The 22,129-nt window shown below is 60.4% G+C and carries 14 protein-coding genes and 5 pseudogenes; 12 read left to right on the top strand and 7 right to left on the bottom strand.

Annotated features, from left to right (window positions below; translation table 11 throughout):
- The first annotated feature begins 227 nt into the window (after positions 1-227).
- The gene (locus tag AC5RWA_RS21295; protein ID WP_494058960.1) at positions 228-656 is read left to right on the top strand and encodes a universal stress protein; all 429 of its coding nucleotides are present in this window, start codon (positions 228-230) and stop codon (positions 654-656) included.
- 308 nt (positions 657-964) lie between these two features.
- Here the strand turns inward: AC5RWA_RS21295 and AC5RWA_RS21290 are convergent, their stop codons facing one another.
- A complete protein-coding gene (locus tag AC5RWA_RS21290; protein WP_494058959.1) occupies positions 965-1,252 on the bottom strand; it encodes a hypothetical protein in 288 nt (95 codons plus the stop codon).
- Positions 1,253-2,108: 856 nt separating this feature from the next.
- Here AC5RWA_RS21290 and AC5RWA_RS21285 point away from each other — a divergent pair.
- Positions 2,109-3,413 carry an IS30 family transposase gene (locus AC5RWA_RS21285; protein WP_494058961.1) on the top strand — a complete coding sequence of 435 codons (1,305 nt, stop codon included), beginning with the start codon at positions 2,109-2,111 and terminating at the stop codon, positions 3,411-3,413.
- Between the two features lie 33 nt (positions 3,414-3,446).
- On the opposite strand, the pseudogene AC5RWA_RS21280 reads toward AC5RWA_RS21285, so the two are convergent.
- Positions 3,447-4,497, bottom strand: a pseudogene (locus tag AC5RWA_RS21280) (IS481 family transposase).
- Between the two features lie 141 nt (positions 4,498-4,638).
- Between AC5RWA_RS21280 and AC5RWA_RS21275 the strand changes: the two are divergent.
- A pseudogene (locus AC5RWA_RS21275) lies at positions 4,639-4,796 on the top strand (4-aminobutyrate--2-oxoglutarate transaminase); the annotation flags it as partial.
- Between the two features lie 229 nt (positions 4,797-5,025).
- On the opposite strand, the gene AC5RWA_RS21270 reads toward AC5RWA_RS21275, so the two are convergent.
- Complete coding sequence (locus tag AC5RWA_RS21270; protein ID WP_494058958.1) at positions 5,026-6,636, bottom strand: amidase; 1,611 nt, start codon at positions 6,634-6,636, stop codon at positions 5,026-5,028.
- Positions 6,637-6,776: 140 nt separating this feature from the next.
- Positions 6,777-8,098: pseudogene (locus tag AC5RWA_RS21265) on the bottom strand (ISL3 family transposase).
- A 1,285-nt stretch (positions 8,099-9,383) separates the two neighbouring features.
- Here AC5RWA_RS21265 and AC5RWA_RS21260 point away from each other — a divergent pair.
- Positions 9,384-11,000: an MFS transporter gene (locus tag AC5RWA_RS21260; RefSeq protein WP_494058957.1), complete on the top strand. Its 1,617-nt coding sequence runs from the start codon at positions 9,384-9,386 to the stop codon at positions 10,998-11,000.
- A gap of 297 nt (positions 11,001-11,297) precedes the next feature.
- On the opposite strand, the gene AC5RWA_RS21255 is transcribed toward AC5RWA_RS21260, so the two are convergent.
- Positions 11,298-12,404: an IS110 family RNA-guided transposase gene (locus tag AC5RWA_RS21255; RefSeq protein WP_494058956.1), complete on the bottom strand. Its 1,107-nt coding sequence runs from the start codon at positions 12,402-12,404 to the stop codon at positions 11,298-11,300.
- A 902-nt stretch (positions 12,405-13,306) separates the two neighbouring features.
- On the opposite strand from AC5RWA_RS21255, the pseudogene AC5RWA_RS21250 reads away from it, so the two are divergent.
- Positions 13,307-13,528, top strand: a pseudogene (locus AC5RWA_RS21250) (integrase core domain-containing protein); the annotation flags it as partial.
- Between the two features lie 60 nt (positions 13,529-13,588).
- Entirely contained in the window at positions 13,589-13,909 is a 321-nt protein-coding gene (locus AC5RWA_RS21245; RefSeq protein WP_494058955.1) for a triose-phosphate isomerase, read from the top strand.
- 547 nt (positions 13,910-14,456) lie between these two features.
- Here the strand turns inward: AC5RWA_RS21245 and AC5RWA_RS21240 are convergent.
- Positions 14,457-14,897 (bottom strand): winged helix-turn-helix transcriptional regulator, encoded by a 441-nt coding sequence (locus AC5RWA_RS21240; RefSeq protein ID WP_494058954.1) that lies wholly within the window; start codon positions 14,895-14,897, stop codon positions 14,457-14,459.
- 155 nt (positions 14,898-15,052) lie between these two features.
- Between AC5RWA_RS21240 and AC5RWA_RS21235 the strand changes: the two genes are divergently transcribed.
- The 6 genes from AC5RWA_RS21235 (at position 15,053) to AC5RWA_RS21210 (ending at position 21,765) form a co-directional block, all read left to right on the top strand.
- Entirely contained in the window at positions 15,053-15,418 is a 366-nt protein-coding gene (locus AC5RWA_RS21235; protein ID WP_494058953.1) for a DoxX family protein, read from the top strand.
- A 207-nt stretch (positions 15,419-15,625) separates the two neighbouring features.
- The gene (locus AC5RWA_RS21230; protein WP_494058952.1) at positions 15,626-16,651 is read left to right on the top strand and encodes an LLM class flavin-dependent oxidoreductase; all 1,026 of its coding nucleotides are present in this window, start codon (positions 15,626-15,628) and stop codon (positions 16,649-16,651) included.
- A gap of 1,464 nt (positions 16,652-18,115) precedes the next feature.
- Positions 18,116-19,180 carry an agmatinase gene (gene speB / locus AC5RWA_RS21225; RefSeq protein WP_494058951.1) on the top strand — a complete coding sequence of 355 codons (1,065 nt, stop codon included), beginning with the start codon at positions 18,116-18,118 and terminating at the stop codon, positions 19,178-19,180.
- A gap of 98 nt (positions 19,181-19,278) precedes the next feature.
- Positions 19,279-19,701, top strand: coding sequence for a YybH family protein (locus AC5RWA_RS21220; protein WP_494058950.1), 423 nt, complete (start codon positions 19,279-19,281; stop codon positions 19,699-19,701).
- 22 nt (positions 19,702-19,723) lie between these two features.
- Positions 19,724-21,124, top strand: a complete 1,401-nt coding sequence (locus AC5RWA_RS21215) for a purine-cytosine permease family protein (protein WP_494058949.1) — start codon at positions 19,724-19,726, stop codon at positions 21,122-21,124.
- Positions 21,121-21,765, top strand: coding sequence for a cyclase family protein (locus AC5RWA_RS21210; protein WP_494058948.1), 645 nt, complete (start codon positions 21,121-21,123; stop codon positions 21,763-21,765). Before AC5RWA_RS21215 ends, AC5RWA_RS21210 begins: the two co-directional genes overlap by 4 nt.
- Before the next feature lie 84 nt (positions 21,766-21,849).
- On the opposite strand, the pseudogene AC5RWA_RS21205 reads toward AC5RWA_RS21210, so the two are convergent.
- Positions 21,850-22,129, bottom strand: a pseudogene (locus AC5RWA_RS21205) (hypothetical protein); the annotation flags it as partial.

Genomic DNA, 22,129 nt, shown 5'->3' with positions numbered 1-22,129 from the left:
GCCAACTACAAATCAGTTATTCTCTTGAGAAGTGCCGTCCGGACGGCGGCATGACGCTCATCCCAGGGATCCATTTCCCCATAAACCGTGAAGAGCCCCTTTCCGGCGCAACGCACTGAAGCCGCTGTCTAAGAAGTGCTAGCCTGCTCAATATTCCGGGAAGCCAATAGCGAGATGCTGCCTTCGACCCACCATTCAGACCGCACTATCAGTTAAGGGATCAACACATGAGCGGAACTATCGTTGTCGGCGTAGATGGTAGCGCCACAGCAAGAAAGGCAGCCGAAGCCGGCCGGGATCTTGCGGCGGCTTTAGGCGCATCGCTTCACGTAGTTTCGGCGTTCGACAGCGACCATACCGAAGTCTTCGGTACCGGAAGCGACCAATGGATAGTGTCCGACGCCGACGCGGCCGAGCAGGTCGCCCGGTCCGTCGCGCATTCCCTTGGACGGGACATCGCGGTCACCTACTCATCGGCCCGCGGACGTCCCGCAGACGCCCTTATTAGGGAAGCCGTACGGATGCAAGCTCGCATCATAGTGGTGGGAAACCGGAGGATGCAGGGTATCGGCCGTGTTCTAGGCAGCGTAGCCAACAGCGTTGCCCACAACGCTCCCTGCGATGTATATATAGCCAATACCTATGATGCCGAATAGTCCCAAATAGCTACGGAACGTCTCTACAGTCCGGACCCGAGAGAATGCAGACCGGAACTCGCACCTAAAATGCGGCTCGTGCTACGGAGCGATGTAAGCGTCTGCTTAGTTGTGACCAGCAGGGTTAGGCGCTGCACATGCGGTGACTTCCAAAAACGGCGGTCACGGGACGGATGACCCCTAGGAATTCGCCAGGATGGTTCCTACGGCGGCGGAATCATCCAAACCAGTAGGTAGACGCTGGTGCATACGACATCTTCAAAAAGATGTTTCGCGCTGCTTGAGAGCTGCCTAGTGAGCGCGAAATTTCAATGCGATGCCGCGGCTTCGGAGATGCCGACGAAATCCCTGCTTTCAAACTTTTCCAAGCGGATAGTTGATTGTGTCAAGCTAAGGTGGTGCTGGTGCGGAATCTGCCGCATAGGGCGGCAATCTAGCGCCAAATTAATGTTGACCATCGCATTGAAGCGATCTGGTGCCGTGCAGCAAACGGCATCGGCTCCGGAGCGTGCAGGACTGACACCCGTCAGCAGATCTCCAAAAATCACTAGTCGGTTCTTACGTTCTTCTGTGCCTGGATGTTTGGAAATGCTCACAAAATCTTGGTGACTCTCCGTGCGACTGACCATTTCGGGGAGGTTACTCTGCTGCAGACTTCATTTATTCAAAAAATACACGGTAGAAGCGCGCCCGATGCACGGCGTCAGGAGTTATCCTCACCAGGCGCTCATAAGCACCTTGGATGCCAGGCCAAATACAAGCAGCCGACGATTTTGGCGCCCTAGGTGTATTAACCCTGTCAATGGCCATTAGTGTCTGCCCACGGGCGGCCAGTTAGTGTGCCCGCTGGGCGAGTTCTAGCGATCGTTGCAACACCTCCGACAATCCGGAGTTGCAACACCTATGGAATCACCATTAACAATTAGTTCTTCCTTAGAGGAAGAATCTGCTTCAACTGAGAAATCTGCGCCCTTGGCTGGGACTGCTGTGAAGCGTTCCCAGCAGTCCCATAGCCGTGCGCAAAGGGAGGAATTCCTGGCCGCCGTGGCGCGCTTGGGAACTGTCGCCGGGGCGGCCAAGGAACTCGGTATCAACAGAAGTACCTGCCAGAAGTGGGCGAACGCTGCCGGGATCAGGCGTCAACGCCAGTACACCCATGCTGAGAAGGAACAGTTCCATGCCGCGTTTGATCGGACCGGCAGCATCGTGGCGGCAGCGAGGGAAGTGGGGCTGAATATCGGCACCGCGCACACCTGGGCCGGCAGGATCCATCCAGTCGCCTGGAAGCCACGGAACACCCGGTCAGTGAAGACCGGTCCGGCGCAACGCTATTCACCGGCGGTGATCGAGGAGTTTCTCAACGTGCTCCGCGAAATCGGTAGCGTCAGCGCGGCAGCGAAGCAGCTGGGCCTGAACCGCTCCACTTGTTCGAACTGGGCGGTCGATGCCGGCATGGCCTCCACATGCCTGCGGCGCCCTTCAGAGAAGCAGCTTAACTACCTCCGCTTACGCGAAGAAGGATTCGGCCGGCGGGCCGCCGCCCTCGCCGTTGGTGCCAGCAAACAAAGCTCTTACCAATGGGACCGGCAACAGGCTGCAAAGGACACGGCCTCGGCCCAAGGCCATGTCGTGGATCTGCCGTATAAACAGGAAGTGACAACTACTTTCACGGAACTTTCGCCACCTGCAGCGGTGCCGGAGCTGCCAGCCTCAGCGACGGTGCCAGCATCCGCCATGGTGATGTTGGAAGCTCTGGAGCATTCGGTCAGCACCCGCTACCTGTCCTTGCAGGAGCGGGAAAGGATCGCGGATCTGAGGTGCCAAGGAACCTCAATGCAAGCGATCGGCAGGGCCCTGGGCCGGTCCGTGGGCACCATCAGCCGGGAGATCAAGCGCAACAGCCACCCGGTGCTGGGTTACCGGCCTTACGGTGCTCACCGGGCTGCCACCGCGGCCCGGGCACGGCCGAAGGACAGTAAGCTGGCAGAACCGGGGGAACTGCACGACTACGTGAAAACCAAGCTGCTCACACACTGGTCCCCGGAACAGATTTCGAAGCTCCTGATCAAGGAATTCCCCGATGACGAGCAGATGCGCGTGAGCCCCGAAACGATTTACCAGGCCCTCTACTTTCAGGCCCGCGGTGGGCTCAAACGCGAGGTGAAAGAGGCCCTGCGCACCGGCCGGACCCGCCGCAAGCAGCACAGGAATCCCGAGGAACGCTCCAGTCGTTTCCGGGACCCGATGATCAACATTTCTGATCGTCCAGCCGAGGTCGAAGACCGCGCCGTCCCGGGCCACTGGGAGGGGGATTTGATAACCGGAGCCTATAACCAGTCGGCGATCGCAACGCTGGTGGAACGCACCACCCGCTACGTGATGTTGGTGCACCTTCCGGTGGACCACACCGCCGAATCGGTCCGCGACGGACTGATCAAAACCATGGGAACTCTGCCGGCGCACCTGCGGGGATCTCTCACCTGGGATCAAGGTGCCGAGATGGCCAAGCACAAGGCTTTCAGTATCGCCACTGACATGGACGTCTACTTCTGCGACCCGGCCAGCCCGTGGCAGCGTGGATCCAACGAGAACACGAACGGACTGCTGCGCCAGTACTTCCCCAAAGGCGCGGACCTGAACGCCTACGGGCCGGAGGACCTGGAGCACGTCGCCCAGGAACTCAATGGACGACCACGCAAAACATTGAACTGGGACACCCCAGCCGAGCGTCTACGTGATTTACTGATAGCCAGCTAAGCACGGGTGTTGCAACGACCCCTGGAATTCAAGTCAGTGGGCATCTTCGTGGCCGCCTATGGGCAGTTTTTCATGGCCGCTAACATAACCCGGTTGGTTGGTGACGCGGCTGGCGGGTGAGGCGCCTTTGAGCGCTGTGTGGGGCCTGGCCTGATTGTAGTGTTCGATGAAGTCCTGGTAACAGGCTTAGCGTTCGGTTTCTGAGACGAAGGGCCGGGCGTAGGCCCACTTCTCCAGGGGGATGCGGTTGAATCGTTCTACTTTTCCGTTTGTCCGGGCCGGTAGGGTCTGGTGCGTTTGTGGCGGATGCCGGCCTCGGCCAGGACCCGGGCGAAGGCTTTGAAGCGGTAGCAGGAGCCGTTATCGGTTAGCACCCGCTGGATTTTTACCCCTTGGGCGGAGAACGCGGCGATCGCATTGCGCATGAAGGCTGCGGCAGTTTCTTTGGTTTCGTCAGGCAGGATCTCGGAGTAGACGTAGCGGGAGTGGTCATCGACAGCGTAGTGAATGGAACGTGAAACCACGAAGCAGTCCCCGATTCCTCCGGGCTCCTTCAGCGAGATTCCGGGCTCGTTTGTTCGCATCGCCGCCGACTCTTCCCAAGCTGCGGTGGCCTCCGCCGTCGGGGATCCTGCCTAGTTTCTTCACGTTCACGTGGATCATCTCACCGGGCCATGCGTACTCATAGCGGCGGGCGCGTTCCTGCCGGGTCCTCGTCCCGGTGGCAGGGTCCGTGAAGCGCAGCGGTGGGCAGTGGTAGCGGTGGAGGATCCGGTGGACAGTTGAGATGTTTAAGTGCAGGTGGTAGGCAATTCTGGCCGGCCCCCAACGCTTGGAGGTCCGCAGCCCAACAACCCGGTGTTCTGTCCGTACTGCACTGCGATGTGGGCAGCTCATCGGCCGGCTGGGCCGCTTGCATGCCAGCAGCTCCGTGCTCGACGTAACGCTTGGCCCAGCGGGCTGCGGTGGGCACTGAGACGTTGAACCGTTCAGCCGCGGGGCGCAACGGCCAATGATGATTCACCACGCGTTGGGTCAGCTTCAAGCGCCCGGCAGGTGCAAGGATCGCGTTAGAGTGGGACACGAGGACCTCCTGGTATCTGTGCTGCTCTCGACAAGCTCCACACAACACCCGGAGGTCCTCTTTATTGCGGAAATCCCCACCCCGTGTCACCAACGTGCCGGGACATTACACCTAGGCGCCCTTAGTTCAAGGAAAAGCATAATGAGCACTACGGCGTTAGAGATCATCCACCGGCTGGAGCAGAAGCGTAATGTGCAGGCTGGCTTTCCGGGTCCCAAGTCGACGGGGCCCTGGCCGAGCGGCGTCAGGCAGTGGTCGCGGCCGGTGTCGCCTCCGGTGTTTCCGTCTACGTTGAAGATTGGCGGTCCGTAAACTGCCCGCATGGGCAAGGGATTTACCCTCTGAGGGTTTCCGGCGGGGGAGTGTGCTTGGATTCCTAGGGTGCGAATAGGCCTTCATCTGCTCCATAACTTCGGCATTATCCTTCTTCGGGTGGAGCTCGGCGAACCGCAACATGTATCCGGGGAGCGGCGGGCTCTGCATCGGCGCCTGGTCTGAACGCGTTCGCTACCGGCGGTTTACATGGGTTTAGGGAGTGAGGGTCCCAGGGGCCGGTTTGGTGGGCGCGATGGTTTCCCATGCGTATCCGAGGTTGAGGATGGTCTGTTCGTCGTATGCGCGGCCGAGGAAGGAGATACCGATTGGCATGCCGTGCTGATCTGCGCCGGCGGGGACAGTAATTTCGGGGAGTCCGGTTGCAGAACCGATGTAGGAGGCGGTGTATGGGTCTTCTGCATCGCAGGAGTAGGTGGGGTCCTCGATGTCGTAGCGGGGAGTTGCCACACATGCCATGGTGGGAAAAATCAAACCGTCGAGATCCTGTTCGTCCATCATGTCTTCCAGGTGCTTTCGAAGCTGCGGCATTTTGGTTGACACCGCCACGCGATAGTCTGGGCTGTTCTGGAGCCCACGGTTGGCTTGTTCACTTTTCAGTCCGTTCAACCGCGCCGGGTTCACGGGTGTCGCAGATTTCAGCACACCATCGGAACCTGAAATGGCGATAACGTCTTCGAGGGTCTTGACGATCCCTGGAGTTGTTTTCGCCAGATAGGTCTCGAGTCCGCTGGCGAATTCGGCTTCCCCGACAGGACCAAGGACATCACTCCATAAATTCAGGTACTCAGCGCCCAAACTGACAGGAACAGCCGTGGTGCCTTGTTCCTCCATGGACGCGATGGCAGCGTGGACAGTTTGGTCCACTTCTGCGTTGCCCCCTAGCAATTCTGTAAGGACACCGATTCGTGCTCCTTCAAGGACCGACTTATCGAGAGCGCCACTGTAGCTTTGAACTTCCGAGTCAGAGGTGCCGTTGTTGTCAGGACCCGGCGTGGTGATGCTGTCCAGAACTACGGCGACGTCGGTGACCGTGCGTGCCATTGGACCGGGAGTATCAAAGGACGGCGCGAGAGGCACTACACCGGATCCGCTTGCCAAACCGTGGGTGGGACGGATCCCTACGATCCCGGTCACGGAGGCAGGTCCACGGACCGAACCAGAGGTATCTGTTCCCAGTGCGAAGGGCGCAAGACCGGCCGACACTGCGACAGCGCTGCCGCTGCTTGACCCTGACGCGTCACGTTTGAGGTTAAACGGGTTAAGGGTTTGTCCGCCGAGCGAGCTGTAGCCCAGGCGGCCGTAGGACGCGGCGAACTCGGACATGTTCGTCTTCGCCAGGACGATGGCACCCTCATCGAGGAGCTCCTGCACCACAGCCGAGTTCGTCGAAGGGTAGTTATTTGCCAGGGCGGCCGACCCCGCCGTTGTCGGCAGCCCGACGACATCGTAGTTATCCTTCACAACGAAAGGGATCCCGTAGAGGAGCCCCCGGTCATTGCCGTCCTCACGGGCCTCATCAATTCGCTGTGCCTGGGCTCGGGCGTTGCCGTTGACCGAGATCACCGAGTTCAGCTCAGGTCCCTGGAAATCGAGATCCTCAATCCGGTCGAGATAGAAGTCCACCAACTCAACAGAGGTCACGTCACCGGCTTCCAGCTTTTCACTGAGCTCCTGCACACTCAGACCCGACGGGTCAAACCCCTTGGACGCCGGCGGGTTGGCCGCGGTGCTCGTGCAGGATGTGAGAGTTGCAACTATCACAGGAACGATTATCAGATTTTTGCGCAGTGTACGGCTTTTCACGAGGGCCTTCGTTATGGAGGGGAATTACGGTGAGACTATTCGCGCGACTTTGCAGTCGCGTTTCTCAACTGTTTCAACAACATGTCGAGCAACCCGCGGTTGCTCAGGCCCTAGAGCGGGCCTAATGAGGCTCTTCGCATTTAGGCATGGTTGGCCTGTTTGATTCGGTAGGGGCGGTGGCCGCCGGCTGCGAGTAGGCATCTGAGTCGGTAGTTGGTGAAGTTGCGGAAACCGCGGGCGATTCTGCGGGTGGTTTCGATGACGCCGTTGATCGCTTCGGTAGGTCCGTTGGAGGCGCCGAAGGTGTCGAAGTAGGCCAGGATCGCGGCCTTCCATTGTTTGAGGGTCCGGCCGAGGCGGGCGACTTCCGGGATCGGGCAGGTCGGGAATGATGCGATGACCTCGTTGACGAGTTCCCTGCCCCGCTCCGGGCGGGCGTGGTAGATGTTGCGGAGCTTCTGATAGCACTGCCAGGCGAGGGTGACTTCGTGGTCGGGGTCGCCGGCGGTGAGTTTCGCATCGAGGCGTGCGGACTGTTTCTCGCTGAGGTGTTCGGCGCCGATCTGCAGGGTTCTGCGGATGCCGTAGAGCGGGTCGCCCTTGCGGCCGCGGTGTCCGAGGGTGTCCTGCTGGACCCGGCGGCGGACTTCGTCGACCATGGCTGATCCGAGTTTGACGACGTGGAAGGCGTCCAGGACGGTGATGGCTTCAGGGAGTTCGTCACGGATCGCGTTGGCGTAGCCGCGGAAGGGATCCAGTGCCGCGGTCTTGATTCCGGCGGTAAATCCGGCGCCTCGGTCTTTGAGCCAGTCGGCGTAGGCCTTCCCGGACCGGCCTGGAACGAGGTCAAGCAGCCGGGCGTGGACCTGCCGTGGTCGTCGCGGGTGTGGTCCACGATTCCAGTGACCATGCCGGAGCCCGGTGGGCCGGTGTGGGCCCAGACGTGCTCATCGACACCGAGCGCGTTAACGCCGGCGAGCCGATCGGAGCTCCTGATGCGGCGGGTGGCTTCTGCATTGATTGCGTCCCAGACGGTGTGCCAGGAGACGCCGAGCTGGTGGGCCAGGGCGGAGACCGAGGTATCGAAAGCCTGCAGCGCATCGGTCGCCCAGCCAACGGCCCTTGCGGTCAGTTTCGCCCGTGGTCCGGCCAGAGGATGTTCCTCGGTGAATGTCGTTCTTGGGCAGTCCGGGTCCGGGCACCGCCAGACGCGCTTGGCCCACAGCAGCCGCACGGGCCGGCCGAAACACGGGATGTCATGGAGCCGGACCTGGCGGCGTCCGTGGCCGACCGCGACGACGCCGCAGTCCGGGCAACCTGTAAGGTCATCACCGGTCTCGATGCGCAGAAGCAGGCCGGTCCCGGTTGCAGTGACGGAGCTGACGTGGATGCCTTCGACGCCGAGCAGCGCATCCGCGCGCGTGCACCAGCGGCCACCCGAACAAGACATAGAGTTATTCATGTCAGGGTCTCTTTGTGGTTTTGGTTGCTTGGTCGCTACCAATTCAAAGAGGCCCTGACCTCTTTCCTGCCGCACCACGCCGCACCGAAAACGGCCCGCCCCGCGGCGCCAGTTTCAGATTGCGCTAACCACGCTCATCTGCGAAGGGCCCCTAATGACTCCGCGGGCGAGCCAGCGCTCACGCGCCGAGATGCAAGGAGGCCAGTGTTTCCGGACTCGGACTTTTTCTCCTGCGGCCCCTGTCCGTGTGCATTGTTGGTCGCTGTCGTTTTGTTCTTGTGCCCATTGGGCACAGTTCGAGCGCTTCCTAATCTTGTCCCATACGTCTGTTCTTGCAACACAGAAAGATGAGGTTCAACGATGAAGCGCATTACACTATCTTCGAAACGTGCCGGCCGCTCGGGAGCTACGGGCTCCCATTGCCCTGCGACCGGACTCTGGAGCCCGGAAGGGGAACCGCAAGTGGTTCAGCCGTTCTCGGAAGGACACGTTTTTCCTGCCTACAACGGTAAAGCCACTACCTGGCGTCCCGCCGACGAGACGCCTAGCTAGTTTAGTTGCAACTTAGACCCCGGTTAGCGGAGTCGGCGCAACGGGCGGAACTCTTCTGCAGGGAGGAGGGGTAGTCCCCGAGAGCCTGACTCGCGCGCAAGCGCCCAGGGATTAGGACATGGACCCTTGGCACAGTTTCCACCAGGACAGGCACCATGTTCGCTTGGTTCCGCTGAGGCTGCGCCGGGTAGGTCGGGTAGAGCGTTGCTGGACGACGCTGACCACGTCCGGGTAGAAAAGCTCTTGATAAGAGGGGCTACCAGCTCATCGGCCGGGGAGAGGGCTAGAATACACCCCAACCTAACGTCAGGAAGCCGCTGAATAACCGTCAGAAGAGGGTCTGAAAGGCATCGGTGTGGGAGAGGCACCCCGCATCTGTTCCTCCATTAAGCGACGAACCTGTCACCGCAGCTCGATGGACTGGAAATACTACAGATTGTCCGCGCTAATCTCGGGAAGTGACTTATAGGTCCTATGCGAGTGGTCCTGTTTTATTTATCCCAAGTCGATGTGAAATTTATACACCTGCCGCCAAACTTGATCATGCACGCCCCAAAGAACAGGGTTTGCAAGCAACCATTGAGATCCCCGTCCTAACCGGGGGATTCAAGCGGGCATCATTTGGATCGGGTCACCCCACCGCACCCCACCGGCTGCTTCAAGGGGTAGACGGCAGTTAGACCTGTCCCCAACAACGTTTTACGCAGCACTAGGACCTATACGGAGGCTATCCATGTCCGATGGAAGACCCAGGATTGCCGATTATGACGGCATTTACTTTTCTAAGCGGCGATTGCGGAAAGGTGACGTCCGCATTGTTAAGAAAGATGCCCTCCGGCGCGCAGTCGCCGGAACTGTCGTCGGAAACATCATTGAGTGGTACGAATTCGGAGTATTCGCCTACCTCATTTCGGTGATGGGCCCGGTCTTCCTGCCCCAGGCTGACCCCTCTGTCCAGGCCCTTTATCTGTTCGGAACGTTCGCAGTGACCTTCGTTGCCCGTCCACTTGGCGGCGTGTTCTTTGGGTGGTTGGGAGACAGGATCGGGCGCCGAAAGGTACTCACGTTCACCCTGCTCCTGATGTCCTTTGCCACGTTCGCTACCGGCCTGCTCCCGGGTTACGCCGTTATCGGGGTGTGGGCCCCAGCGCTTCTGGTCTTCCTGAAGCTCCTTCAGGGATTGTCGGCCAGCGGTGAATATACCGGTGGTGCAACGTTCCTAAGCGAATACGCCCCGGACAAGCGGAGAGGTTTCTTCGTCGGATTCATGGGCTCCAGCTACCTTGGGTTCGCCTTTGGAGCCGGCCTGGTAGCTGTGTTGCAGCTAACTCTGGACCAAAACGCGATGGAGTCCTTTGGCTGGCGCATTCCGTTCCTTATCGCGGGACCACTTGCTGCGATTGCCCTGTACTTCCGGTACAGGATCGAGGAGTCCCCCACGTTCACCGCCGTCCTCAAGGAGCGTGCTGAAGAAGCACGGAAAACCGGTGAACTGGAAAAGAACATAGGTATCGTGGAGGTGGTCAAAACCCACTGGCGGTTCATTCTGCCAGTCATGGGCGTGGCGGCCGCCGGCAATGTCATTGCCTACACTATGACTTCCTTCACTCCTACTTACCTGAGCCAGACTCTCGGATTCCAAGGTGCCCAGGGCACGCTTGTCGTCTTCCCCCTCTTCGTGATAGCGGCCTTCGCCACCCAGTTTTTCGCCTCGCTCTCTGACAAGATAGGCAGGAAACGCATCCTGTACATCGGCGCCATACTCGGCGTCGTGCTTCCAATTCCAGCCTTCATGATGATGGGATCAGGGCAGGCCTGGGGGGCGTTTGTGGGAACCCTTTGTATTATGGTCTGCGCAACTCTCTTCTCGTCGAGCTACGCTTCCTCCCTGCCGGAGCAGTTCCCGACACCGTCCAGGGCCAGTGCGCTTGGGCTCGCCTACAATCTGGGAAACGCGGCATTTGGCGGCACAGCTCCACTGGTTATTGCCGCGCTTATCAGCGCCACGGCCAACAAGATGGTTCCCGCCTACTACCTGGTCGGCGCCGCCGTCCTGGGACTCATTTCCGTCTTCTTCCTCAAGGAGACAAGCAGGAAGCCGCTCAACGGATCCCTGCCCAACGTCGCCACGAAGGAAGAAGCCCAACTCCTTGTGGATACCCAGGACACCACCAGTCTCTTCAAACCCAATCTAATGCCGCTCCCCCTCACGGCCTATGCACGCACTGAGGAAGGAGAGCCCATTGAACTGCCTTCCGACGACCCCCGTGTCCAGCGCGCGGCACTAGCCCAGGGAATTGTGTTGGAAACCTCTGACAGTGACGGCCTGCCGGAAGCCTCCGTCCGCTGATATGTAGATCTGGTTGTCAAGAGTGCATGGATGAGCGGCTTCCGGGTTTGATTTCGGGAGCCGCTCATCTTTGTGCCGGCCGGTCATGATGCTGGGGGCCGTGGCGAGTCGTTTTCGACTGCAGTGTCAGGCTGACATTCGCGGGTTGGTTACCGCATGACGATTTGTTCGGCTGGAGCATACCGGTGTCTAGAATCGAGCGTCGACGTTGGGGGACGTCTGCTCATAGCGGAAACTCGGGTTAGCTCCGGATGCTGCCATCGGCCGGCTTCGATCACGTTCGGCGGCAGGTTTATGTCAGGCCGCGGTCATGCGTTCTCCTTGCTGGAGCGGGGCGGCAAGGGACCAGCACCAGCCGGCGAGCTCGCGGGCGATCTCGGTGTTGGCCTTGACTGACATTTTGCGGCGCTCGTCGAAGTGTTCCCATTTTTGGTGGAGCCTGTGGTTTCCTTCCAGGGCGCGGATACGGGTGGCGGGGTCGACGAGTTCGAGCTGGCGCAGCAGCCGTTCCCCGGGCCGGGCGTAGGGGCGCCGATGCTGCCACGCTGCTTCGATCAGGAGTTTGCGGGCGTAGGTGTTCCCGGCCTTGGTAATCGGACCCCGGTGCCGGGACTGGCCGGAGGACTCCTCGCTGGGGACCAGGCCGAGGTAGGAGCCGATGGTCGAGCCGGTGAAGCGGGTCCAGTCGCCGATCTCCACAGCCAGCCCGAACGCGGTCGTGAGCTGGATGCCCCGCAAGCACATCAACGCGTCAATCACCCGGGTGTAGCGGCAGGCCGCGGCCGTGGCGGTGACCTGTTGGTCGATCCGGGCCAGGCGCGCGGCGAGCAGCTCGGCCTGTTCGACATCGGCCTGATAGGTGAACCGTAGGGCCGGTTCGTCAAAGTGTTGGCGGTGTAGCCACAGGCGGTGTTCCTTCGTCCACCGGGTGTCTTTCGGATAGCGGGTGCCGTGGCGCAGCAGGACGGCGTTCACGTGCTGGCGGGCGTGCGCGAGGTCCCTGGCCGCACCGGAGCGCAGCCGGGACAAATCCCGCAGGGCTTCCTCGTCGGGGTCCGGGATCCGGACCCCGGTGACCGACCCGACGGCGAGCATTTCGGCCAGCACCCGGGCGTCCCGCCGGTCGGTTTTCACCCGGTCCCCGGGGGCGCGCAGCAGTTTCGAGGACGCCGCAACCACGCAGTTGATGCCCTCGGACCGCAGGTGACGGGCAAGGACGAACCCGGTCGGGCCTGATTCGTAGACAACCTTGACCGGCGGCTCGAAACGGCGGACCCACTCCACCACCACAGCCGGGTCGGCGGTCATCGTGTGGCGTGTTATTTCGCCGGTGTCCGGATTCAGTGCATGCCCAACGACGTTAACCGCGTGAACATCCAGACCAATGAAAGTATGCTCAAACACAGCCGGGACCTCCCAACCTCACATGTGGCACTACCATTGCACCCCGACGGGGCCGCGCAGGCCACGGGGAGCCGCTAATGGCAACCCACGGACGCTGTGAAACAGAAGGCCCCGGCCCCCACCGTCCCTGCCAAATCTGCCCGTCCGGGATAAAGGCCATCACCGCCCGGGAACAGGGCCGGCAGCGCCACCCTCCCGCACGCCGCCCACCAAATCACATCAAGCCGGCGCTGCAGGACCTACGCCGGGCGAATAATGGCCGGCCCGGACGAGCAGGACCTGACCACACTTCATATCGTCTAGACACCTGCTCCAATAGAGACCTCGCGGGTGCACCAAGAGCGGGCTCGGGATGCACCGCACTAACAGGAGCTGAACCCAGCAGCCTGCCGGCCGGAACACAATGTTCCGGCCGCTGGCCCCTATTGCTGAATCCCAAAGTCGGGTTGGGACGCCTACGATGAACCACAAAACGCACTTGCCACTTGGAGCAACAATTCCCCCGATCGTGGTGTTGCGCCCCTATTTCCGGGGCGTATCCGGGCCTTCGCCAGACGCTCGGAGACGAGCCCGGCTTCACTATCAAGATAAATATAGAGACCCCCAGAAGGTCGGCAACGCGTTGTTTCTGGACGACCGGGAGGACGCGCACCTGCACAAGTTTGTCGCAAGCCACCCGTTCGCGCCGCTGCGGCCGGTCGATGGTGAAGTTCCGGCCCGCAGTGGCTTCCAGGGCAGGAATGTGAAGAACCGGTCGACAGGCCCGAGGAGGATTGCTCCCTGGATCAGCTGCTTACATTGGGCTCAGGCAAAGCGTTCTACGAGTACGACTTCGGTGACAGCTGGCTTCACCGGCTCGAGCTGGTTTCCCGCCGGCCGGCCGACGAAGACAGTCCGCCGGGGTCGGTGCGTGCGCGGACAACGCTGCCATGGAATCGTTCTTCTCGCTGCTGCAAAAGAACGTTCTTAACCGTCAGCGGTGGCTCACCAGACAGCACCTCCGACTGGCCATCACAATCTGGATCGAGCGGACCTACCACCGCCGGCGACGTCAAAGACGGCTGGGAAAACTCACGCCCATCGAATATGAAACAATCAACCGAACCGCGCTGAGAGCGGCCTAAGACCCCGAGTCAACAGAAGCCGGGGCAGTCCCAGGACCGGAAGAAGCGGCCCGGATTTGTTTGAAGCAGATCGGGCTTGCGAACATCGATCCGCAAGGGCCACGACCGGTCATCGCTTACGAGCCCGTATGGGCAATCGGCGCGTCCCAACCCGCAGACCCACGCTACGTCTGCGCTGTCACCGATCACCTCCGGCAGGGTCTGGACATCGAACACACTCTGCTATACGGCGGCAGCGCCGGACCCGGGCTGTTGCCGCAGCTCTACCCGCAGGTCGACGGGCTCTTCCTGGGACGGTTCGCCCACAATCCCCGCAACATCGGAGTGATACTTGAAGGAGCCACCCACCTGATGGCAGCTGCAAACGCCCCTGAACAATGAAAGTTTCACTGCGGATGTCACGGTTTCCGAAGGGGCCTCCACCTGACGGCCGCTTGTCCCCGAGCCAGGACGAGTTGGCCGCCAACGGTCTGGCTTTCCTACGGGACCTAGCACCGTCCTAGAGGTGGTTCAAGTTATGCAGTGCAAGACACTTTGCTTGTTCGGCCTCGTCCGTCGCCAGCTCGTGCGGCGACGGTGTGCTCACGTAGGCGAGTCCACTGGAACGCCTTCGCAATGCTGGGCTCGATGACTCCGGAATCATTGACGTGGCCACTTCATCCGCATTCTTCAACTGGGCAAACAGGCTTATGCTTTCACTCGGCGAACCGGAAGTGCCAGGGCAAGGGGGGCTACGCCTGATGCACTTGCTCCCTCAGGAACGCCGATAATGGCGGGGCACGCGCGGTTGAGCACCTGAGGGGTCCTTTCTAAGCTTCAGGTTGCTCACGTGCGGAATCAGGTGCTACCGCTCCCATTTCACCGACTTCTACAACTTCTTCGTATTCAAGCCAACCCACGCTCCGTTCGAACAGTTGGCCGGCGCGGCTTATTCGGTGACCGCTTCGTCGTAGCGGGTTCGGCAGGCGCGGACGGCTTCCTGGTTCGTCACAGCCCATTTGCTTAGCGCCAGTGCCGGTACCAGGAGGGTTTGTCCCAGCGTTGTCAGACCGTATTCGACCCGTGGCGGTACCTGGGGATAGACGGTGCGGGTGATCAACCCGTCGCGCTCAAGAAGCCGGACTGTGCGGGTGAGCATGCGTTGAGAGATGCCGGGGATGTGCTGCTGCAATGCGGTGAACCGCAGGGGCTCGTTCTGCAGAGAGGCGATTACCAGTAATGACCACTTGTCACCGACCCGTTCCAGTACTTCTCGGATCATGCGCCCGTCGTGCTGATGTTCGCGGCAGATCTGCTCGTAGTCGCTCCTGAACAGTTCAGCCTCCGTGGCAGGGTCTTGGTTTGTCTCAACTGCTGACAGCGTTCCCATTGGAGCCTTCCTTCCTGCGTGTGGTCCCCCTCTATGGGTGCCATCTGTGTGCTTCAGTGACACTCATGTGCCTTTTGTAAGCCGTCCTGAGAACCCTCATGATGGGGTTTGTTACTAATCGTAACCGTCGATGCAATGCACGCTGAAGGAGTTCCATGCTTATCGCTCTGTGGATCATCAACGCCCTGCTGGCCTTGGCATTCCTGGCCGCCGGGGCTATGAAGCTGACCGGCTCGAGGGAGAAATTGATCGCGACCGCTTCCTGGGCCGAAGAGTTCGGATTTACCAGGCTCCGCCTTGTCGGCCTGCTGGAGGTCCTGGCTGCACTCGGGCTGACCCTGCCGCTGGCTGTCGGAGTCGCCCCGATCCTGGCCCCATCGGCCAGCGCCGGCTTGGCGGTAACCATGCTGTTCGCTGGCGTCCTGCATGCCCGCCATGGCGAAAGCGTCAAGGCCAACATCATCCTCGGCGCCCTGGCGATGCTCAGCACAGTGCTGGGCCTACTCGTGCTCCTGGGCTAAAACCAAACACAAGGAAAATCTGACAGCGGTGGGGCGGCAATTTCACCACAGAAGACCGCCACAGTCATGGGAGCCAAGTTCGACATGATCAAAATAGCGCCTCTGAACCGGCAATGAGCGCCGGCAGCGTGGGGCCAAGCCGTCCCACAGCTCAGAATACCGACCACGTATGAACGCTCTGACCCAGAGTTACGCAAAGGAGACGAAATGACAAAATACGGCGCCCTGACATTCGGGGCCGTCCCGACAGACCTGCGTGGTGACCCCGACCGCGACGGGGCCACTATACGTTCGGTGGTTGAGCAGGGTATCCGCGCCGAGCAGCTCGGCCTCAATGGCTTCGGAATAGGAGAGCACCACCGGGCAGATATCCCCGTCTCGGCACCGGACGTGCTACTGACAGCAATCGCTGCTCAGACTGAGAAAATCTTCCTCGGTTCAGCAGTGACCGTGCTCAGCAGCGATGACCCGGTCCGGGTTTATCAACGCTTCGCCAGCCTGGATGCCGTCTCAGCCGGCCGCGCCCACCCCATACTCGGGCGGGGGTCCTTCACTGAATCCTTCCCCCTGTTCGGGTTCAACCTAAAAGATTACGACCAGCTCTTCGAAGAACGCGCCGAACTCTTCGCCCGGCTGCGCCAAGAGGGGGCAGTGACGTGGAAGGGCTCTACCCGGTCAAACCTGGAGAATCAGCACGTCTACCCCAAGACCAGTGGTAAGGACGGGCTGGTCGCATGGATCGGTGTCGGCGGAAACCCCAACTCTGTGCTGCGGGCAGCCCAGTACGGCTACCACCTCATGCTCGCCGGCCTTGGTCAGACAGAGCAACGACTAAAACAGTACCTCAACCTCTTCGATCAGGCCCTGGAGTCACACTCGCAGCAAAAAATGATGCGGGGCCTGAGCGTTGTCGGGTACGTCGCCGCAACAGATGAGCAGGCACGCGAGGAGGCATGGCCCACCTACAACTACCGGTTCAACGAAATCGGAAAAGAACGTGGCTGGGGCCCGATAGACCGCAGCCACTTTAATCGTGAGATCGACCGCGGCCTACTCATGGTGGGAAGTCCCGACACCGTCGGAAAGCGGCTGGGTCACCTGGCAAAGAACCTTAACCTGGACCGGCTCGACTTCAACTACGACGATCTCACCGGCACGCTGGAGCAGAAACTATCGGTGCTGGAGCACCTTGGCAAGGAAGCTCTCCCGATTGCACGAACAATCCAAGAGTAATGATGTGCACCGCTTACCAACAGAAATCCCGCTCAATAGGAAGATCTGCCTTCTTTCGGGTAGCACCTCGAGTCACCGAGCTCACCAGGATGGCCCCTTTTTACAGCGACTCACCCCGGACCGCCACCTGCGAGATCAAGAACGCCAACCACGCCCGACTGCTGTTGGTCCGCTGGACTCATTCACACAACAGGAGCGCACGCTCACATGGTCCCCCTTTCTTCCCGAAGAATTGGCCCCATCACTTCAACCCGAAGTCGTCACCTCAAAGGCTCCAGCTACCGCCAAACGCGCGATCCACTCATTGCCCGCTTGGATATCAAGCGCCGAAAACGGATCTTCCGTCACCTGTCTCGCCGACAACCCCATGTCTGCTGATCAGGCCGAAGCCCGGAGTAACTTATCCGTCGATGGCCTCGGGACAATTCCGGTTACCCTGCCAAGAATTGGGAGCCGCTGGGATAGTTCCCTCCGAGCAGTAGCGCTAGATGCCCTACGAAATTGTCCCCGGCTCGGCGGTGCCACCGTGCCGCTTCACGGTAGACCGGGGACATAATTCCCGCTACTTTGCAGCCCAAGGCAAGGATATGCATTTCAGGTTGGGGTGTGCCTCACCTCAAAGGTCCATAACGCCCTGAGCTGAAGTAAGGAGTGGCTGACCGTCACGGGTGAGTTCACGATTCCCGGTGGATAGGACGAACCTGCCAGCCGTCCTCCCGGCGGTACGTTCATCCACCTCTCCCATAGGAGGGCTTGAGCCGGATAAGGCTTCGATCCCTTCGCCACGGACTGTAATTCACGGGGTTCTGGGTATCGCAAAATGATGACAGTCGAGGGGTGGTGACTACCTGCGTCTTTCTATCGAAAGCAAAGCCAATTCACGGGCAACAGCTTTCTGGGCCTCCGTACGATTTCGGTGGCCATCACCCTTAGAATTCCTTCCATACTTCGCGGCGGCCTGGGAACCTCCTCACCGTTCCTCTTGGAAGATAACGGGTCGTAGAAGACAACGTCCACGCTTTGCAGGCCCACCAAACCAGGAGGTATGGGCATCCGATCAAGGTGGGCGTTAGCTTCGACAAGCTGTGGGCGGACGCTTGGATACATCACGCCGAGGACAACCACAGCACTTTCCGACTGGAGATGCTGTGGCGATCCAAGGTTGGGGAGGGTGAAGCGTGTGTGCCTGTCAGCGCACTGGCGTCTATCAGTAATGGCTTCACTGTTTGCTCCTCTCCACTCGCTGAATGAAAGCTCATCGCGTCTCTCTTACGCTGCAAGGGACCATCTCGCCTTCAGTTGCTTACCCGATGCTGATTCCAAGGACGGCCGCCGCCAAGCTTTTGCCAAATCGCGGGCGCCAACGCTTCAAGCCTGCGAGTAAACAGATGATGCTTAAAAGACAACATCTATGTATGATGGCAGTCACATCAGTTCCTAGACTCCTCGAAGGAGAGGCCTCCATTGGAAGAGCTGCGCATCGAAGCCAACGGCAACCTTGGCCCCATCGACTCATCCCGTATTCCCCGCTACGCCGGGGCTGCCACCTATGCCCGCCTTCCGCGCCTGGACCAGGTGGAAAAGGCGGATGTCACGGTTGTGGGTGTTCCCTTCGACTCCGGCGTCTCCTACCGCCCCGGCGCCCGCTTCGGTGCCAACCACGTCCGGGAAGCCAGCCGGCTGCTGCGCCCGTACAACCCTGCCTGGGACGTGAGCCCCTTCGAAAACATCCAGGTGGCCGACGCCGGTGACATGGCGGTGAACCCCTTCAACATCAACGAGGCCATCGAGACCGTGCAGCAGAACGCGCTCGACCTCACCGCCGGCGGCAGCAAGCTGGTGACGCTGGGCGGTGACCACACCATTGCGTTGCCCCTGCTCCGCGCCGCCGCCGAGCGTGCCGGCGAACCCATCGCGATGCTGCACTTCGACGCTCACCTGGACACGTGGGACACCTACTTCGGCGCCGAGTACACCCACGGCACACCGTTCCGCCGCGCCGTTGAGGAAGGCATCCTGGACACGGAGGCCATCAGCCACATCGGTACCCGCGGGCCCCTTTACGGCAAAAAGGATCTTGACGACGACCATCGCTTTGGGTTCGGCATCGTCACCTCCGCTGATGTCTACTACCAGGGCGTCCTGGAGACCGTGGCCAAGGTCCGGGACCGGATCGGCAACCGACCGCTGTACATTTCGGTGGACATCGACGTCCTGGATCCGGCCCACGCCCCGGGCACCGGCACTCCGGAAGCCGGCGGCATCACCAGCCGCGAGCTGCTGGAAATTATCCGCGGCTTCCGCGGCATGAACCTGGTGGGGGCCGACGTCGTGGAGGTTGCCCCCGCCTACGACCACGCCGAAATAACCGGCGTGGCTGCAAGCCATGTGGCCTTCGAACTCGTTACCCTGATGGCAGACAATGCCGTGGCGGGGGACCGCTTCGGAGCAGCCACAGGCTACGCAGCCCAGGCCCTCGGCCAGGAAATACGCCGGCTGGCCGGGTTCGCCCTGTCGGCTCAAGAGTAGCTTTGCTCCAGCCCGGTCCTCAGCGTCGCGCTGGCCTGATCTCCGCCCACCCGATCAGTTCCCGGCATACCGATATGCCTTGCCTCTAGGACAAAAACATGGGATTTCCCGACCTCGCCCTTGTACCAGCGGAGCAGGACGTGGTGAGGGCAGCAGCAGACATTGTTGCGGCTTTCGCTTCGACCGACACGAGCCACTACTTTTCCTGTTTTTCTGAGGACGCCACGTTCGTCTTCCACTCCGAACCGTCAAAGTTGAGCAGCCGCCGCGAGTACGAAGAGCTCTGGAGAGGGTGGTTGGGGGAGGGGTGGAAGGTGATCGCCTGCGAGTCCAGTGATCCGCTGGTCACAACTTTTCCAGGCGGCGCCGTCTTCATCCATGAAGTCGCGACAACAGTCGAAACCCCCGATAGCCGCGAGTCTTACCGGGAACGGGAATCCATCATCTTTCGGCTAACCGAAGACGGCAGCCTGACGGCTATCCACGAGCATCTTTCCCCCGCCCCAGCTCTGGCGCAGTAGCCCGGAAATTTTTAGGACCCCAATGAATATGTACAAGCGCCTTGACGCGCACCTGCAGCAGAACGCTGACGGCTTCGGCCCTGTTTGCGGCTCCTTGTCCACCCGGCGGATCGGCATGATCTGGCTGGCCGCCAACTTCGTCGTCACCACCTTGTTGACGGGGACCCTGTTTGTGCCCGGGGTCAGCTTCATTTCGGCGCTGATGATGATCGTGATTGGAACGGTTGTTGGTGCTGTCGTTCTGACTCTTATCGGCAGCATCGGAACGCGCACCGGACTTCCGACAATGGCCATCACCCGGGGCGCCTTCGGTGTCCGGGGAAGCCTGTTGCCGGTGGCAGCCAACTTCATCATCCTGATGGGGTGGAGTTGGGTACAGGCGATGCTCGCCGGTGTAACAGTAAACTACCTGCTTGAGCCGGTGACCGGCTTCTCCAACCCGATCCTGTTCGCCGTGCTTTGCCAAGTAATCGTTGTCTGCCTTGCCATCTTTGGCCACGAAGGCATCGCAAAGGTCGAACCCTGGCTTGCCGTGGTGATCTTGGCGATCATGGCTTACGTCTTCGTCACCGCCTTCACTACCTTCAGCCCCGCTGAATTCGCCGCCCTGGACGTGGACGAATCTCTTGGCTTCACGAACTTCACAGTTCTGGACATTGTCGTTGCAACGGCAATCTCTTGGACCGTTCTCTCTGCCGACTTCAACCGCCTGGCCAAGTCCAGCCGCGCCGGCATCATCGGCTCGGGAATCGGGTACACGCTCTCAACCATCCTGTCCATGTCCCTTGGTGCAACGGCCATAGGTTTTGTCATCCTCTCCGGCCAGCCGGCAGCGGCATTTGACCCCACAGCCATCGTGGCTGCCTTCGGCGCTCCCTTGGCCGTTGTGATCTTCATGTCGGTCATGGCCACCAACACTATGGTGGTCTACGGGATGGTCACATCCGTGGTCAACGCCCAGCCTCGCTGGAAGCTGCGCTTCCTGCCCACTGCCCTGGTGGTTGGAGCGATTTCGATTCTCGGGTCCACATGGATGGCCCTGCTTAACCAGTTCACCGACTTCTTATTCGTTATCGGGGCGTTCTTTGTCCCCGTCTTCGCCATCATGATCGTGGACTACTTCATCATCAAACACGGCAACTACACCCGGGACATTCTGCGCGAACACGGCGGTAGTTACTGGTACTCCGCCGGGATCAACTGGTCCGCCATCACAGTGTGGGTGGTGGGAGCGGGAGTGTCGTACCTGCTGACCTACCTCTGGCCCAGCCCCGTGGGAGCCACCATTCCCGCCTTCGTCGTCAGCTTCCTTTTGTACTTAGCTCTTTCCGCCAGAGACCGCCGTCGTTTCGCCGGCGAAACCGCCGGGAACCTCGCCCAGCAGGAAGCGACTAGGCAAACTGCAGGCCAGGCCACCTCGTGACACTCATAGACCTAACCCATCCTGTGAGCTCAGGCATGCAGGTCTTCCCAGGCGATCCTGGCGTTCAATTGCACACTGCCCTTGCACTGGAGAAGGACGGGGTTGCCGTTACCGGTGTCCAGATGGGCTCTCACACTGGAACGCATCTCGATGCGCCCAGCCACACCATAAAGGGGGCTCGCAGCACATCGGAGGTGCTGCTGGACGAGCTCACGGGCGAGACGTTGGTAGTCCACCTTAAGGACTTGGCCCCGGGGGAATGCATCACTTGGGAACGGATCGCAGACCAGACGGAAAGCAATGTCCCATCGATTGTGTTACTAGCCACGGGCTGGGACAAACACTTCGGGACGAAAGCGTATTTTGACCACCCCTACCTGTCCCTGAAAGCCGCGGAGGAATTCTGGAAACGGGGAATGCGGCTTCTCGCCCTCGACACTCTCAACCCCGATCAAACTGGCCAGTCCGCAGTAACATCGACCTTTCCCGTTCATCAACTCGTACTCGGATCCGGCGGCCTGATCGTCGAGAACGTCCGGGGCGCCAGTAATTTGCCGGTCCGCTGCCGCACCGGGTTCTTTCCCTTAAAACTGGACCACACGGACGGCGCCCCAGTAAGGGCTGTCGCCTGGCTAGATTGACTCTGGTTCCCTGGTCCAATCAGGTCGCAAACCAAACGCCGATAATGGAGATTCCGTCAACCTGCTGACTCGGACATAAGTGCTTCACGGCAGGTCGAAGGGGAGTGATTTGTAGGCGGTTTCTTTGTTCATGTTCCAGCCGGCGACGAGGCCGGAGCCGATCATTTGGTCGCTGAGGCGGGCGAGGCGGTACGCGGGGTCGGTGTCGAGGGCGAGTTGGAGGAATTGGTGTGCTTTGCTGCCTCTGCCTTCCCACCAGTTGATGTATGCGCCCGTATGGTGATTTGAGACAGGGTTTAGGAGAATCTGTTTCATGTCTAGCCGTCGTAAGTTCAGCCCTGAGTTCAAGGCTGAGGCCATTGAG

The organism is Arthrobacter sp. 210 2, assembly GCF_059093025.1.
Note: the sequence above shows the minus strand (reverse complement) of the source record. Positions and strands in the feature narration are given on the sequence as shown.

Excerpts from the sequence above, each read along its gene's own strand:
- AC5RWA_RS21220 (WP_494058950.1), top strand. The coding sequence starts at position 19,279 with ATGGGATTTCCCGACCTCGCCCTTGTACCAGCGGAGCAGGACGTGGTG.
- AC5RWA_RS21295 (WP_494058960.1), top strand. The coding sequence starts at position 228 with ATGAGCGGAACTATCGTTGTCGGCGTAGATGGTAGCGCCACAGCAAGA.
- AC5RWA_RS21240 (WP_494058954.1), bottom strand. The coding sequence starts at position 14,897 with ATGGGAACGCTGTCAGCAGTTGAGACAAACCAAGACCCTGCCACGGAG.
- AC5RWA_RS21215 (WP_494058949.1), top strand. The coding sequence starts at position 19,724 with ATGAATATGTACAAGCGCCTTGACGCGCACCTGCAGCAGAACGCTGAC.
- AC5RWA_RS21285 (WP_494058961.1), top strand. The coding sequence starts at position 2,109 with ATGGCCTCCACATGCCTGCGGCGCCCTTCAGAGAAGCAGCTTAACTAC.
- AC5RWA_RS21230 (WP_494058952.1), top strand. The coding sequence starts at position 15,626 with ATGACAAAATACGGCGCCCTGACATTCGGGGCCGTCCCGACAGACCTG.
- AC5RWA_RS21235 (WP_494058953.1), top strand. The coding sequence starts at position 15,053 with ATGCTTATCGCTCTGTGGATCATCAACGCCCTGCTGGCCTTGGCATTC.
- AC5RWA_RS21260 (WP_494058957.1), top strand. The coding sequence starts at position 9,384 with ATGTCCGATGGAAGACCCAGGATTGCCGATTATGACGGCATTTACTTT.